The organism is Amycolatopsis sp. YIM 10 (genome assembly GCF_009429145.1).
Classification (GTDB): domain Bacteria; phylum Actinomycetota; class Actinomycetes; order Mycobacteriales; family Pseudonocardiaceae; genus Amycolatopsis.
In genome coordinates, this window is record NZ_CP045480.1 from 1,858,086 (window position 1) to 1,872,328 (window position 14,243).

The following is a 14,243-nucleotide window of genomic DNA, read 5'->3' on the forward strand; positions in this document are numbered from 1 at the left end:
TGCACTACCCTGGCGTTCGCAGGCGCGCTTCGAGTTGCGGTCCGCGGACGGTGACTCGGGTGTGTCGGATGGCTCCCGGCCCAGGTGTTGCCGCACCCGGGCCGGGGCCATCACCTCAGTTCTCTTCCGGTTGGTTGAGCCAGTTCACCGCCTCGGCGAACTCGGTGGTGAGTTGTGCTTCGAACTCCTCCGGCGTGGCTCCCGACTCACGCAACTCGTGCATGCGCGTCCAGATGCGCAGGCCGTCGAACTCGCCGGACTTCAACTCCCGCAGCAGGTTCCTGGTGAAGGCGATCTCGGTGTCCAGCAGTGCCTGCCGGAACTCGTCCTCGACCATGAACAACCGGGGGAGGTGCTTGCGCGCGATCTCGGCCGCGGCTTCGTGTTCCCGCTTCCGCTGCAGCTGGCTGCGCAGGCGGGCCTCGAGCAGGTGCGCGACCTCCTCGGGCGGCAGCGTGGGCATCAGCGACAGGGCCGCCTCGAACTGGGCGAACTCCTTGACCGGATTGGCCAGCAGGTCGCTCAGCCAGTCGTGCATCTCGGCGAGCCCGGCCGGGGTGATCTCGTAGACGGTGCGCTCGGGCCGCTTTCCCTCGCGCACGGTCTCCCGCGACGCGATCAGCTCGCGCTTGTGCAGCGAGTCCACCACCGAGTACAGCGAGCCGTAGTTGAGCTTGATGCTGTCTTCCTTGTGGCGTTCGCGCAGCGTGCCGGAGATTTCGTAGGGGTGCATCGGGCGCTCGCTGAGCAGCGTCAGCACCGCCAGTGCCAGCGGATTCGCCCTGCCTCGCGTGGCCGATGCCGCCATTGCCCTACCTGCTTCGATGCTCGGGGTCAAATACTCGACTCAGAGTACCCGAAGCCGAGTAGTGCCTGTCAAGCCTGGGCCGGGAGCCGGGCGGCCTGGTTACCCGGTGGGTGGCCGATCCGGCCAGACCCGGTGCAGCGCGGCCACCACGGCGTCCACAAAGGACTTTCCGATTGGTGAGGCGCCGCGCATCGCGTCGCGCAGGGCAAGTGGCAGTTCCAACTGCACGCCCATGCCGGAGCGGGTCCGGTTGACGATGTTGTGCGGCGACCGCCCGGCGAGCGTCGGATATTCGGCCGCGTCGAGGGTTTCGACGCCGCGTGCGGCGAGTTCCTCATGCACGATTCCACCGAATTCGGCGTCCAGGCCGCCGATCAGCACGCCCTCGCGGGGCAGCGTGACGCACCCGTGCAGGCTCAGCGCCCGGTCGGTGCCCGCGCACAGGGCCAGTGCCACCGGATCGTCGCACCGGCTGGAGGTCACGTGCAGTCGCCGTTCGCCGCGAAGTCCTTCGAACAACCAGTAGTCGCATGTGGACAGACGGGCGATGGTGCGGCAGAGCTGGGAGGTGCCCGGCTCGATCTGCCCGCCGTGCGGGGCCAGCACCACCGGCGTGCCCCCGGAGTGCCGGAACCACCTGGCGTAGTCGAGGTTTTCGGTCAGCGCGGGATCCGCGTACAGCGCGGTGTTCGAAAGATATCGTTGCGTAGTCGCGCTGTGGCCTGCCATGACCGCAAGATACGGCCATTCGGCGGGAAAGCCGTGTTCGGATGGCCCAATCGACGGTGATCCGCGTTTCACCGGGCGGTTCGGGGGAACCCGACAGCATGTCCAGATTGCGAGTATCCGGCGGCCGTTCGACGGCCGCGCGAGTTATCACCGGCGTCGGGGCAGTGATCGCGCTCATCGAGGTCATCTACATTCTGATGATCCTGCTGGGCGCCAACGCGGCCAACGGGTTCGTCGAGTTCATGCGGGCCATCGCCGAGCCATTGGCGTTGTTCTTCCCCGGCTTGTTCCAGTTGGAGAACTACCAGGTCGGCGTGCTGATCAACTACGGCCTCGCGGCGGTCTTCTGGCTCGTGGTGACGGGCCTGATCGCCCGCATCGTCCGCTAGCGGAGCCAGGATCCGGCCACCTCCCGGTGTCCGTTTGTCGGGGGCGGGCAGCGGGAGGTGGCGCCTGGGGGAGCGCCGTGTGAAGCTCCTGGCGTGTTCACCATCGGGGAGTTCGCCAGGCTCGGCCGGGTTTCGGTCCGCATGCTCCGGCACTACGACAACATCGGCCTGCTGCGGCCCGTCCGCGTGGACGAGGCCAGCGGGTACCGCCACTACGATGCGGCTCAGCTGCGCGACCTCAACCGCGTGGTCGCGTTGAAGGAACTGGGTTTCACGCTCGAACAGGTCCGCGAGATCATCGAGGAGAAGCTCACTTCCGAGGAACTCCGCGGCATGCTCCGCCTGCGACGCGCTCAGCTGGCCGCGCAGATCTCCGCCGACACCGACCGGCTCGACCGCGTCGAGGCGCGGCTGCGCACCATCGAGCGCGAAGGCCACATGAACACCGAGGACGTGATCCTCAAGCCGGTTCCGCGCGTGCGCGTCGCCGAGCTTTCCGCGGTGGCCGCCAGTTACGCCTCCCAGGACATCGGCCCGGTGGTACAGCCGCTGTTCGTGGAGCTGTGCCGTCGCATCGACGACGCCGGCCTCCGGATCGCCGCGCCCACGATCGCCTACTACGAACCGGTGGGCGAGGAGCAGGTGATGGTGCACGCCGCGGCGCCGGTGGCGCTGGAAAGCGGCCGCGAGTACGACTTCGACGTGGTGGACCTGCCCGCGCTCGACACCGCCGCGACCGTGGTGCACCACGGCACGATGGACGAGGTCGACCGCACCTTCCAGACGCTGGCCTTCTGGATCGAGGAGCACGGGTACACCTCGATCGGGCACGCGCGCGAGGTCTATCTCGACTACGACGGCGCGGCGCCGGAGCGTGGGGTGACCGAGCTGCAGGTGCTCGTCAGCCGACAGGATGTCGTGTCTTGACAATTGAAGTTGTCGGTGGAACCGTGGGCCGCGTCAGGGAACGGACGCGGAACGGAGCGGTGATGAAGGCCCAGCTGTTGAGCATCATGGTCAACGACCAGGATCGGGCGGAACGGTTCTACACGGAGAAGCTGGGCTTCCAGGTCAAGCACAACATCGACGTGGGTGGCGCGCGCTGGCTGACCGTGGTGCACCCGGACGAGCCCGACGGGATCGAGATCCTGCTGGAGCCGGCCGGGTACGAGTTCGCGCGGACCTACCAGTCGGAGTTGTACAAGACGAACATGCCGTTCACCATGCTGTTCTCCGAGGACATCCACAAGGAGTACGCGCAGCTGGTCGAAGCCGGGGTGGAGTTCCGCGGGGAACCGGCCGAGACCATGGGCGGCATCAGCGCGATCTTCGACGACACCTGTGGCAACCTGCTCATGCTGATGCAGGTCACCGAGCCCGCATGAGCGAGGAGCGGCGGCTGGAGAAGGAAATCTCCTTCGACGCCACGCCGGAACAGGTGTGGGCGGCGATCTCCAGCGGCCCCGGGATGTCGATCTGGTTCGTGCCGCACGAACTGGGACCCGACGGTGAGGGCGAGGCCGATTTCGGCGGCGGCAACACCCAGGCGGGTCAGGTGCTCGCCCGTGAAGAGGGCAAGCGCATCGTCTACGGCACGGCGGATTCACCCGGTGCGCTCGAATTCCTCGTCGAAGGCCGGGAAAACGGCGGGACCGTGCTCCGGTTCACGCAGAGCGGTTTTTTCGACGGTGACGACTGGTCCGCCGAATACGACAGCTTCGACCGCGGCTGGAACCTGTTCTTCCACAATCTCGCGCAGTACTTCCGGTACTACAGCGGCCGGCCGGCGACCACGTTGGTCACCGGCTCGACCACCGCACTGGAACCGGACGAGGTGTGGGCGAAGTTCCGCGCCGCGCTCGGTGTGGACCCGGCCGTCGCGCTGGGCGACCGGGTCCGGCTGACCCCGGACGGCCTGCCCCCGATCGAGGGCGAGGTCGACTACCTCGTGCGCGGTGTGTTCGGCGTGCGCGCGCCCGAGGGACTGCACCGGTTCCAGGGGCTCGGCGCCGAGAGCGGCGGCATGGTCAACACCATCCACTACTACTACGGCACCGCGCCGGACCGGGACGCGACCACCGCCGCCTGGCAGCGGTGGCTGCTGGAATTGTTCCCGGTCAACGAGTCCTGATCTCGGTCAGGCGCCGCTCGACGTCGGGGGAGTGGAACGCGCGCACGGCGGGCCGGTCCCCGTAGGCGAAGTTCAGCGCGCGGCCCAGTGTCCACGGTTCGACTTCGGCGAACACTTTCTCCTGGGCCGCGTGCTCGGCGTCTCCCGGGCCGGACAGCACCATCAGCTGGTACTGCGCCTCGCGGTGGCTGACGGCGTTCGGTACCGCGGGCGGCCGCGACAGCGCGCCGCCGAGGTGCCGGATCTCGGTCACCACGCCGATCGGCGCGTCCGGCCCGGTGAGTTCGATGAGGCTTTCCGCCTTGGTGGCGGGGAAATCGCTCAGCAGCGCGGTGTCGCCGTAGTAGGCGTGCGGGGTGTCCGGCTCGCTGAAGATCGTGCGCGCCGCGTCGGCGAACGGAATTTCCGCGAAGCGCTCCATCAGTCGCGGGCCTAGTTCGCGCAACGGCGCGATCAGGCGTTCGCCTTCGGCCGGGTCACCGCTGTAGGCCACGCGCAGATGCGCGACGTGCCTGCCGCGCAACGGTTCCGGCACACCGGGCACGTCCGGCATCGGCACCATGCCGATCGACGAGGTCAGTTCCTCCGGCACGGTGGCCGTCCATTCGCGGAACCCGCGCAGCACCTCGGTCAGCGACTCCGGGCCGAAGTACATGCCGCCGCCGAAAAGGGTGGCAACCGGGAACAACGCCATCTCCAGGCCGGTGACCACGCCGAAACCGGCGCGGCCGCCCCGGAGCGCCCAGAACAGGTCGGGGTCGCTCTCGGCGGTCACCTCGACGAGGTCGCCGCGCTCGGTGACCAGCTCGATCCGCCGCACGTGGTCGGCCGCGTACCCGAACCGCCGCGCCAGCAGGCCGACGCCGCCGCCGAGTGAGTAGGACACCGCGCCCACGCCGGGACCGCTGCCGGACAACGGCGCGAGTCCGTGCGCGCCGGTCTCGGCGAGCACGTCCTTCCATCGCGCACCCGCTTCGACCCACGCCGTCCTGCTGACCGGATCGACCCGGATCCCGCGCATCCGGCGGGTGCTGATCAGCAGTCCGGTGGCCGGCTTGGTGAGGCCGTGCCCGGTCGCCTGTACCGAAACGGGCAGGCCGCGCTCGCGGGCGTAGGTCATCGCGGCACGCACGTCATCCGCGTTCTCCACGGCGGCGATCACCTTCGCGTCGTGCCGGAAGGCGGTCTGGAATCCGGCTGCCTCGTCCTCGAAGCCGGGCTCGCCGGGGTGCAGGTAGTTCATTTCGCTCCTCTCGCTCACCTTCCACCCTGGGCGTGCGTCGTTTAGAAGTCCAACGGCTGGTTCTGATGAAAACCAGAAGCAACAGTCATGATACCGACGACTATATCTGTCTTGACAACAAAAGTTGTCGGTGAGACTCTGGTTCCACCAGCGAAAACGAACGAAGGAGCCCCGATGAACCGCGAGTTCGAGGTCCGCGACGAGCGCGAGATCAACGGCACCCCCGAGCAGGTCTTCGCCGCGATCACCACGGGCACGGCGGGCTGGCTGTGGCCGATCGCCTGTGAGCCGCGGCTCGGTGGCGCGATCGACATCGCGCCCGGCGCCAAGATCACCGCGTGGGAGCCCGGCAGGCACTTCGCCAACCGCGTCGAAAGTGGCGACTGGTTCAACGAACTGGACAACGTGATCGAGCCGCGGCCGGGCGGGAAGTCCTACGTGCGGTACGCGCACCGCGGCTCGTTCCCCGAGGAGGACTGGCAGAACCTCTACGACGGCTGCCTGCACCACACGCGGATGTACCAGGCCACGATGGCGACCTACGTCGAGCACTTCGCCGGGAAGCCCGCCGAGTACCTGACCGTGGACGCGCCCGCGTCGAGCGCCACCGATCCCGATGCCTTCGACCGGCTCGTGCGTGAACTGGGACTGTCCGACGCCGCACTCGGCGACCGTGTCTCGTTCGATGTGCCCGGGGTCAGGCACATCGAGGGCGAAATCGACTACCGCTCGCCGTACTTCCTCGGCATTCGCACGGACAACACCATCTACCGGTTCTTCGGCCGCAACACCTGGGGCGACCCGGTGGCCGTTTCCGCGCACCACTTCGGTGCCGTCGACGTCACGCGGGAGACGAAGAACTGGCAATCGTGGCTCGCCGGCGTCTACGCCTGATGGTCCGGGAGCCGAGCGGCGACGAAGCGGAGCAGGCGGTCGGCCACCCGGTGGCGGTCGGCCGCGGTGAGGTAGTGGCCGAGTTCGGGCCATACCTCCACTTCGGACTCCGGCAGCCAGGCCCGCATCCGTTCGGCGGCCAGCGCGGAATCGTGTGCGACGCTGCGGCCCGAGAAGATGGCCAGTGTCGGCACGTCCATCGCGCGCAGGTCGGCTTCGGGCGGGCAGGTCTGGAACGGCACCGCCGGCCGGTAGGCGCCGATCGTGGCGCGGGCGAGGCGGACGGCCGGATCATCGGATATGTCCGCGCCGGCGGCCCAGCGGAAGAACCGCCGCCACATCCAGCCGAACGGGAACAGCTTGAGCAGCACGCCGTACCGCAGGGCACCGAAGGAGAAGTTCGCGGTGACCGTGGTCGGATCGACCAGGGTCACCGTGGCCAGGCGATCGCGGTACCGCGTCGCGTGGTTGACCGCCTGCCAGCCGCCCGAGGACGCGCCGACCAGGTGCACGCCGGTCAGCCGCAGTGCGGCGAGCACCTCGTCGAGGCAGCGGGCGCGGTCGGCGTGGTCGGTCATCGGCTCGGTCTGCACGCTGTGCCCGCCCTCGCCGAGGATGTCGACCGTGTAGACGGTGTGCCCGGCGGAAAGCCTTTCCCAGAACGAAGCCCACATCGGTCCGCCGGCCAGCAGGCCGTGCAGCAGCACGATCGGCGCGCCGCCGCTGCCGTGCCGGTAGACGCGGGTGGTGCCGAACGAGGTTTCGATGTCGTACACGGCGGCCGGTGGCGGCCCCTCGGCCATCGCCGCCCGGTAGGTCGCGAAGTAGCTGGTCCGTTTGCCGTCGCTGATGAACGCCCCTGTTTTCCCCATGCCCGGAACGGTAGAAGAGCGGTTATCGCGTCGTCTTGGACGAATGGAAGGCCGTAGGCTCGGGGCATGGGGAGCTGGGCGCTGGTCGTGCCGACCGAGGAGGTCGACCGGCTCGACGGCGGCCACGTCTTCGCGTCGCCGCATCCCCGGCTCGCCGCGCACGTGCTCAGCTACGCCGCGCAGGACTACCGCCAGCACGAGCGCCGGCTGTGGCGGATGACCCCGCTCGGCGTGCTCACCCTCTCGATCGACTTCGAGTCGCCGGTCCGCCGCCTGGAATCCGGGGTGGAGCTGCCCGTCTCCGCGGTGATCGGGCTGCGCGACCGGCCGCTGGTGGCCGAGGAACTGCCCGGCCGGTCACACGGGATCTCCATCGGCCTGACCCCGCTCGGCGCGTACGCGCTGTTCGGCCTGCCGCTGCGGGAAATCGCGAACACCGTTGTGGGAGCCGGGGATCTGCTCGGCGCGCGTGGCGGGCTGCTGGCCGAGGAACTCGCTGAAACGCGCGGCTGGGCGGCCCGGTTCCGGTTGCTCGACGAACGGTTCACCGAGTGGCTGGGCCCCGGGCTCGAAGCTCCGATTCTCGGGGCGTGGCAACGATTGCAGAGCACCGGCGGCCGGGTGCGGGTCGACCGGCTCGCCGACGAAATCGGCTGGACGCGCCAGCACCTGAACCGCCGGTTCCGCGAGCAGATCGGGCTCAGCCCGAAAACCGCGGGACGCGTCGCGAGGCTGAACCGGGCCGCCGTGCTGATGACCGGTCCTCGTTCGCTCGCCGAGATCGCCGCGGTCGCCGGTTATGCCGACCAAGCTCATCTGAACCGGGACTTCCGCGCGCTGACCGGCTGCACACCCACGGAATATCGGAGGAAACGGTGACCTATCCCGCGATCGAGCCGTACCGCCACGGAATGCTCGACGTCGGTGACGGAAATTCCCTGTACTGGGAGGAATGCGGGAACCCGGACGGCAAGCCGGCGGTGGTGCTGCACGGCGGTCCCGGCTCGGGCTGCACCCCCGCTTCCCGTCAGCTGTTCGACCCGGAGCGGTACCGGGTGGTGCTGTTCGACCAGCGCAACTGCGGCCGCAGCACACCGCACGCGAGTGAGTCCGATGTGGACCTTTCCACGAACACCACCCACCACCTGATCGCGGACCTCGAACTTCTGCGCACCTCGCTGGGCATCGAGCGGTGGCTGGTTTCGGGTGCGTCGTGGGGTTCGGTGCTGGGGCTGGCCTACGCGGAACGCCATCCGGACCGCGTTTCGGAGATGCTGCACTCCGGTGTGGCCACCGGGCGGCGCCGGGAAACCGAGCTGCTCACCCGGAACCTGGGATCGATGTTCCCGGCCGCGTACGCGCGATTCCGCGAACTCGTGCCGGAGGGTGAGATCGCCGCGGGTTATCACCGGCTGCTCTTCGACGCGGATCCCGCCGTCCGGGAACGCGCCGCTCGTGCTTGGTGCGACTGGGAAACCGCGATCATCCCGACGGCGGCGAAACCGAGTTCCCGGTATGAAAGCCCGGAGTTCCGGATGGCCTTCGCGCGGATCGTCACGCACTACTTCGCCAAGGGCAGCTGGCTCGAAGAAGGCGAGGTGTTGCGGGACGCCGGGAAACTGGCCGGGATTCCCGGCGTGATCGTGCAGGGCGTGCTCGATCTGTCCAATTTGGTCGGTACGCCGTGGGAGCTGGCCGCCGCCTGGCCCGGTGCCGAACTGGTGCTGGTGGACGACACCGGCCACAACAACAGTCCGGGCCTGGACGCGGCGCGGGTGGCCGCGCTCGACCGGTTCGCGAGTCACCACTGACGGTGGACGGCGGCCTTGGTGCCGGTCACCAGTGTCGACGGCGGCACGTCGTCGGCCACGACGGCACCCGCCGCGACCACGGCGTCGCGCCCGATGGTGACGCCGGGCAGGATCGTGGCACCGGCGCCGATCCAGACGTTCTCCGCCACGTCGATGGGTCCGCCGCTGAGCCACTCCCGCCGCTGTGCCGGATCGACCGGATGGCTCATCGTGATGAACGTGGCCTTCGGCCCGATCATCACGCGCTCGCCCAGCCGGATGCCCGCGTAGTCCAGGAACGTGCAGTTCTGGTTGATGAACACACGTTCCGCGAGGTCCAGGTTGAGGCCGTGGTCGGTGTAGAACGGCGGATAGATGGTGACCCTCGACGGCAGCGGCTTGCCGAGGATCCGTTCGAACAGCTCCGCCTTGCCCGCTTCGTCGTCGAAGGGCAGGACGTTGAGGCGGGAGGTGAGTGCGGTGACTTCCATGACCCGTTCGGACATGGCCCCGAACTCGGGGCTGTGGATGCGCATGACGTGCTCGTGGGGCAAGGATTTGTCCTTTCAGCAAGCCCAGGACGGGCGCCAGGCGGGTTCGTCCGCCCGCGGCAGGGTGCCGAGGTGGTCGATGATCGCGTGGAGGCCGGGGTGCGGATTCGCGCGGGGGAAGAGGAGCGAGATCGGGTAGACGATCCGCGGCTCGACGATCGGGATGCGACGCAGGTCGTGGCTCGCGGGCCAGAGGTACCGGTCGCGCGCGCCGACCAGGGTCGCCACGTTCGCGGACTCGGCGAGGGTGTCCAGGAGAACTTCGTTGCCGAAGTTGGGGCCCGCCGCGTCGATCCGGAGGTCGAAGGCGGTGGTGAGCTGGTCGTAGAACTCCGCCCACTCACTGCGCGGCGCGATGCCCGGCACCCAGATCCGGTGCTTGCGCAGGTGCGCCGGGGTCAGCGTCCGCGCGGACGCGAGCGGGTGCCTCGGCCCGACGAGGAGTTCCGTCGGCGAGTCGAAGGCGTGGATCATCCGCACCTCGCGCGGCAGCGTGCCGATGACCGTGCGGAACGACGCGTCGATCTCGCCGCCTTCGACCGCGGCGAGCGCGACGCGCGGGTCGTTGGCCCGGAGGGTCACCACGTCCAGGTCGGTTCCGGGGTGTGCGCGCCAGTAGTCGTGCAGGACCACGGCTTGGGCGCTGCGCAGGCCGAGGACGTCGATCCGGAGCGCTCGGGACCCCGGCTTGACCGCGGTGATCGCGCGTTCGACGCCGGTGACGATGCCGCGGGCGTGCGGGAGGAACGCCTGGCCGTCGAGCGTCAGTTCGACTCCGCGCGCGGTGCGGGTGAACAGCCGGACCTCCAGCTCGCGCTCCAGCGCGGCGACCCGCTTGGAGACCGCCTGCTGCGTGATGCCCAGTTCGTCGGCGGCGTGCTGGAGCTGCCCGAGTTCGGCCGCCAGCACGAACGACCGCAGTGCTTCCGTGTCCACCGGTGCAGCCTATGAGTGCCCAACCGATGGTTGTGGCGCGCCGAACCCGGGTTGTTCGCGCTGGAGTGGTTACTCGCCGTCCGGCAGGGGTTCGCCGGTTTCCACCAGGGTCTTCAGGCTCGACAGGATGTGCGGCCAGCCCTCGCTGACCGCTTCGAGCACGGCGCTGTCCGCTTCGAAGCCGTTGTGGCACACGGTCAGCTTCACCAGCTCGCCCGCCGGTTCCAGGTCGAAGGTCACCTTCGAGCGCGGTTCGGCGGCGGCGCGCTCGACGAACTCGGCCTCGATGCCCATGATCTCGGCGAAGTCCGGGGTGAAGGTGTGCCAGGTGTAGGACAGCCGCCGGTACGGGTCGGCCTCCAGCACCACCTGCTCGGGATCGGCCGACTTCCAGCCGTTCTGCTCCCAGCTCACGGTGGCGCCGGTGGTCCACTCCGACTCGAGCACCGCGCCCCAGTAGCGGATGGTGAAGGCCGGATCGGTCAGCGCCTGCCAGAGCCGCTCCGGAGAGGTGTTGATGTAGGTGGTGTAGAGGAATTCGGGCTTGCTCATCGGCTCGCTCTCCAATGCGGTCTTCAGGTCGGCGAGCGCGCGCACGCGCTCGCGGTGGTACTGGCTGATCCAGCGCTCGGCGATGGCGTTGATCGGCTCGGCGTTGACGTAGTGCAACTTCTCCCGGCCGCGCCGGACGGTGCCGACCAGGTTCGCCGCCTCGAGCACGGCCAGGTGCTTGCTGACCGACTGCCGGGCCATCGCCAGCCCCGAGCACAGTTCGCGCAGGGTCTGCCCGTTGCGCTCGTTCAGGCTGTCGAGCAGCCGCCGCCGGCTGGGATCGGCCAGCGCCTTGAACACCTCGTCCATCGCCCCACCTCGAACATGCAGCCAAGCGGCTGCCTTTAGGTTAGGCAGCCGTCTGGCTGCATGTCAACTCGGCAGCTCGGTCACCGGTAGGCGCGGACCGCGCCCAGATATTCGGAGATGGCCTCGTGGTTGTGCCGCAGGCAGTCGATGCGGCCGGACAGCCGATCGCGTTCGGCCTCCAGCGCGGCGAGCATCTCCGGGGTGGCGTCGGGGAAGTGGATGGCGCGCGGCCGGTTCAGGCAGGGCAGGATCTGCTTGATCATCCGCGTCGGCAGCCCGGCGTCGAGCAGGCCGCGGATCTGGTGCACGCGGTCCACAGTGGACTCGTGGTAGTCGCGGTAGCCGTTCGGCAGGCGCTCGGCGGCGATCAGCCCCTGTTCCTCGTAGTACCGCAGCAGGCGGCGGGGCGTGCCGGTCCGCTCGGAGAGTGCGCCGATGCGCATGTGTGCCACCTCACCGGATTCGTGGTTGACCTTCACATCGGTGTGACGGTTCGAGCATGGGCGGCATGAGACTTCCGTTGCCCGCTCTGCTGGCGTTGACCACCGCCGCTTTCATCACCGTGTTGACCGAGGCGCTGCCCGCCGGGGTGCTGCCCGCGCTGAGCTCCGATCTCGGCGTCGGCGAATCCGCCGCGGGGCAGACCGTGACCATCTACGCGATCGGGACCGCGCTCGCCGCCATCCCGCTGTCGGCGGCCACCGCCGGCTGGCGGCGCAAACGCTTGCTCCTGGCCGGGATCGCCGGTTTCGCGGTGGCCAACACGGTCACCGCGGTGTCCGCGGACTACGCGCTGACCATGGTCGCGAGATTCGTCGCCGGGGTGGCCGCCGGGGTGGTCTGGGCGCTGCTGGCCGGGTACGCCCGCCGGTTGGCGCCAGAACAGTTGCAGGGCAAGGCGATCGCGATCGTGATGGCGGGCATCCCGCTCGCGCTCTCGCTGGGCGTGCCGGCCGGCACCTTTCTCGGCGGGGCGCTCGGCTGGCGGGTCACCTTCACCGTGATGTCCGTGCTGGCCGTGGTGCTGCTCGGCTGGATCGCCGTGGCGGTCCCGGATTTCCCCGGGCGGTCCGGTGGCGGCCGGATCCCGCTCCGGCGCACGCTCGCCGTGCCGGGAGTGGCGCCGATCCTGTTCGTCACCCTGGTTTTTGTGCTGGCGCACACGATTCTCTACACCTACATCGCCACCTTCCTGGAGCGCGCCGGGCTCGGCGGTTCCGTCGACCTGGTGCTGTTGATCTTCGGTGTGGCCTCGATGGTGAGCATCTGGGTGGTCGGTGCGCTGATCGACCGCAGGCTGCGCACGCTGACGATCGCCGGCACGGTGCTCGTCGGGGTGGCCGCCGCGATGCTCGGCGTGTTCACCGGGAATCCCGCGCTGGTGTACCTCGCCGTGGCGTTGTGGGGCCTCGGCTGGGGCGGGGTGCCGACGCTGCTCCAGACCGCGGCCGGGCAGGCGGACGGCGACGCCGCCGACACCGCGCAGGCCATGCTGGTCACCCTGTGGAACGCGGCGATGGCCGGTGGCGGAGTGGTCGGCGGACTGCTGCTCGACCATTTCGGCGCCGGTGCTTTCCCTTGGGCTGCACTGGTTCTGCTCATTCCGGTGCTGGCGGTGGTGCTCGGGTCCCGCGGTTTCGCCGATCAGGCCGGGGTCGCTTCCAGCGTCGGTCATGCGCGCTAGGGTAGAAGTTGACACCAGTGTCAGGTTCAACCCGCCCGGAGGCGCCATGCGGATCGGTGAACTGGCTCACCGCACCGGCGTGAGCGAGCGCTCGCTGCGGTACTACGAGCAGCAGGGTCTGCTCGTCGCCGACCGCACCCGGGGCGGCCACCGGGACTATCCCGAGGCCGCCGTCGACCGGGTCATCCGCATCCAGGAACTCTTCGCCGCGGGCCTGCACAGCAAGAAGATCGCGCGCCTGCTGCCCTGCATGCGCGACGCCGACGGCGGCCCGTCCGAGCTGGCCGACGCGAAGCTGGTCGCCGACCTCACCGCCGAACGCGAGCGCATCGACCGGATGATGGCCGACCTGGCGCGCTCGCGCGAGGTGCTCGACGGGGTCATCGACGCCGCCACCGAGCAGCAGTGACCCCGGCGCGGATCCGTTACGCGCGCTGATCCGGCACCAGCAGCCAGCGGCCCCGCTGGCCGCCGCCCGCGACCTTGTCGTACGCCGTCGCGGCGTCGGCCAGCGGTACCCGGCCTGCCACGCGCAGGGCCAGCACCCCGCGAACGGCGAGATCGAGCAGTTCGGCGAGCTGCTCACCGTCGGGCTCGACGCTGAGGATGCCGACGTCGATGCCCCGCTCGGCGGTTGCCGGGGCGGCCGAGGGGACACCGGCGAACGCGCCGCCGTCGCGGATCGCGCCGACGGCCGCCGACTGCAGCACAGCGCCGTCGACCACGGCGTCGAACGACGGTCCCGGCAGTTCGGTGATGAGGCCGCGAGCCCCGGCGCTCAGCACGAAGGTGCGGTCGGATTCGCGGGCCAGGCCGGTCACGGTCCAGCCCGCGCGGGCGGCCAGCGCGACGGCGTACCCGCCGACAGCCCCGGCCGCGCCGGTGACCAGCAGGGTGCGTCCCTCGGCCGGGCCGAGGTGGTCGACCAACTGGGTCGCGGTCAGCGCGTTGAGCGGGAGGGCGGCGGCGTCGACCGGATCGAGATCGCCGGGCAGCGGCGCGGCGGCCTTCGCCGGGACGACGGTTTCCTCCGCGTGCGCGCGGGCCGGGGCACCGAGATCGCCGTGCACCGCGGCGACCCGGTCGCCGACGGAGAAGCCGGTGACCTCGGCGCCGGTCGCGACGACCACGCCGGTGAGCGAGAAGCCGATGCCGACCGTGCCGGTGAGTCCGAAGATCGCGCGGGCCGGTCCGCCGGCGTAGAGCGGGTCGACCGGGTCGACCGAGGCGGCGGTGACCCGGACCCGCAGGTCACCGGGACCGAGCGCGGGCAGCACCACCTCCTCGAGCGAGGGCGCGGCGTTGTCGGACTTGGACACGAGGGCGAACGTCATGGTGGCGCTCCTTCTTCGAAA

The 14,243-nt window shown here is 69.7% G+C and carries 18 protein-coding genes; 9 read left to right on the plus strand and 9 right to left on the minus strand.

Annotated elements, in window-relative coordinates; all coding sequences use genetic code 11:
• Positions 1 to 115: 115 nt before the first annotated feature.
• Positions 116 to 808 (minus strand): PadR family transcriptional regulator, encoded by a 693-nt coding sequence (locus YIM_RS09220; protein ID WP_153029928.1) that lies wholly within the window; start codon positions 806 to 808, stop codon positions 116 to 118.
• A 99-nt stretch (positions 809 to 907) separates the two neighbouring features.
• Positions 908 to 1,537 carry a poly-gamma-glutamate hydrolase family protein gene (locus tag YIM_RS09225; protein WP_153029929.1) on the minus strand — a complete coding sequence of 210 codons (630 nt, stop codon included), beginning with the start codon at positions 1,535 to 1,537 and terminating at the stop codon, positions 908 to 910.
• A gap of 98 nt (positions 1,538 to 1,635) precedes the next feature.
• Between YIM_RS09225 and YIM_RS09230 the strand changes: the two genes are divergently transcribed.
• The 4 genes from YIM_RS09230 (at position 1,636) to YIM_RS09245 (ending at position 4,057) form a co-directional block, all read left to right on the plus strand.
• Positions 1,636 to 1,926, plus strand: a complete 291-nt coding sequence (locus tag YIM_RS09230) for a hypothetical protein (protein WP_153029930.1) — start codon at positions 1,636 to 1,638, stop codon at positions 1,924 to 1,926.
• A 93-nt stretch (positions 1,927 to 2,019) separates the two neighbouring features.
• Positions 2,020 to 2,853, plus strand: a complete 834-nt coding sequence (locus YIM_RS09235; RefSeq protein WP_153029931.1) for a MerR family transcriptional regulator — start codon at positions 2,020 to 2,022, stop codon at positions 2,851 to 2,853.
• Between the two features lie 62 nt (positions 2,854 to 2,915).
• Positions 2,916 to 3,311 carry a VOC family protein gene (locus tag YIM_RS09240; protein WP_153029932.1) on the plus strand — a complete coding sequence of 132 codons (396 nt, stop codon included), beginning with the start codon at positions 2,916 to 2,918 and terminating at the stop codon, positions 3,309 to 3,311.
• The gene (locus tag YIM_RS09245; RefSeq protein ID WP_153029933.1) at positions 3,308 to 4,057 is read left to right on the plus strand and encodes an SRPBCC domain-containing protein; all 750 of its coding nucleotides are present in this window, start codon (positions 3,308 to 3,310) and stop codon (positions 4,055 to 4,057) included. The genes YIM_RS09240 and YIM_RS09245 overlap by 4 nt, the downstream gene beginning before the upstream one ends.
• Here YIM_RS09245 and YIM_RS09250 read toward each other — a convergent pair.
• On the minus strand, positions 4,044 to 5,318 hold the full coding sequence (locus YIM_RS09250) for an FAD-binding oxidoreductase (RefSeq protein ID WP_153029935.1): 1,275 nt from the start codon (positions 5,316 to 5,318) through the stop codon (positions 4,044 to 4,046). The genes YIM_RS09245 and YIM_RS09250 overlap by 14 nt on opposite strands.
• Before the next feature lie 156 nt (positions 5,319 to 5,474).
• On the opposite strand from YIM_RS09250, the gene YIM_RS09255 reads away from it, so the two are divergent.
• The gene (locus YIM_RS09255; RefSeq protein ID WP_153029936.1) at positions 5,475 to 6,194 is read left to right on the plus strand and encodes an SRPBCC domain-containing protein; all 720 of its coding nucleotides are present in this window, start codon (positions 5,475 to 5,477) and stop codon (positions 6,192 to 6,194) included.
• Here the strand turns inward: YIM_RS09255 and YIM_RS09260 are convergent.
• On the minus strand, positions 6,185 to 7,066 hold the full coding sequence (locus YIM_RS09260) for an alpha/beta fold hydrolase (protein WP_153029938.1): 882 nt from the start codon (positions 7,064 to 7,066) through the stop codon (positions 6,185 to 6,187). The two genes, YIM_RS09255 and YIM_RS09260, sit on opposite strands and share 10 nt — an antisense overlap.
• A gap of 66 nt (positions 7,067 to 7,132) precedes the next feature.
• On the opposite strand from YIM_RS09260, the gene YIM_RS09265 reads away from it, so the two are divergent.
• Together YIM_RS09265 and pip are read left to right on the plus strand one after the other, a co-directional pair.
• Positions 7,133 to 7,945 carry an AraC family transcriptional regulator gene (locus YIM_RS09265; RefSeq protein WP_153029939.1) on the plus strand — a complete coding sequence of 271 codons (813 nt, stop codon included), beginning with the start codon at positions 7,133 to 7,135 and terminating at the stop codon, positions 7,943 to 7,945.
• A complete protein-coding gene (gene pip, locus YIM_RS09270) occupies positions 7,942 to 8,877 on the plus strand; it encodes a prolyl aminopeptidase (RefSeq protein ID WP_153029941.1) in 936 nt (311 codons plus the stop codon). The genes YIM_RS09265 and pip overlap by 4 nt, the downstream gene beginning before the upstream one ends.
• Here the strand turns inward: pip and YIM_RS09275 are convergent.
• The 4 genes from YIM_RS09275 to YIM_RS09290 form a co-directional block, all read right to left on the minus strand.
• Positions 8,868 to 9,410 (minus strand): DapH/DapD/GlmU-related protein, encoded by a 543-nt coding sequence (locus YIM_RS09275; RefSeq protein WP_228004643.1) that lies wholly within the window; start codon positions 9,408 to 9,410, stop codon positions 8,868 to 8,870. The genes pip and YIM_RS09275 overlap by 10 nt on opposite strands.
• Positions 9,411 to 9,422: 12 nt before the next feature.
• Positions 9,423 to 10,343, minus strand: coding sequence for a LysR family transcriptional regulator (locus tag YIM_RS09280; protein WP_153029942.1), 921 nt, complete (start codon positions 10,341 to 10,343; stop codon positions 9,423 to 9,425).
• Positions 10,344 to 10,412: 69 nt separating this feature from the next.
• Positions 10,413 to 11,204 (minus strand): metalloregulator ArsR/SmtB family transcription factor, encoded by a 792-nt coding sequence (locus tag YIM_RS09285; protein ID WP_153029943.1) that lies wholly within the window; start codon positions 11,202 to 11,204, stop codon positions 10,413 to 10,415.
• A gap of 80 nt (positions 11,205 to 11,284) precedes the next feature.
• Positions 11,285 to 11,647, minus strand: coding sequence for a MerR family transcriptional regulator (locus YIM_RS09290; RefSeq protein ID WP_153029945.1), 363 nt, complete (start codon positions 11,645 to 11,647; stop codon positions 11,285 to 11,287).
• A gap of 65 nt (positions 11,648 to 11,712) precedes the next feature.
• Between YIM_RS09290 and YIM_RS09295 the strand changes: the two genes are divergently transcribed.
• Together YIM_RS09295 and YIM_RS09300 are read left to right on the plus strand one after the other, a co-directional pair.
• Positions 11,713 to 12,888 (plus strand): MFS transporter, encoded by a 1,176-nt coding sequence (locus tag YIM_RS09295; protein ID WP_228004644.1) that lies wholly within the window; start codon positions 11,713 to 11,715, stop codon positions 12,886 to 12,888.
• Between the two features lie 46 nt (positions 12,889 to 12,934).
• Complete coding sequence (locus YIM_RS09300) at positions 12,935 to 13,297, plus strand: MerR family transcriptional regulator (RefSeq protein WP_153029949.1); 363 nt, start codon at positions 12,935 to 12,937, stop codon at positions 13,295 to 13,297.
• A gap of 16 nt (positions 13,298 to 13,313) precedes the next feature.
• Here the strand turns inward: YIM_RS09300 and YIM_RS09305 are convergent, their stop codons facing one another.
• Entirely contained in the window at positions 13,314 to 14,222 is a 909-nt protein-coding gene (locus YIM_RS09305; RefSeq protein ID WP_153029951.1) for a zinc-binding dehydrogenase, read from the minus strand.
• Positions 14,223 to 14,243: the final 21 nt, after the last annotated feature.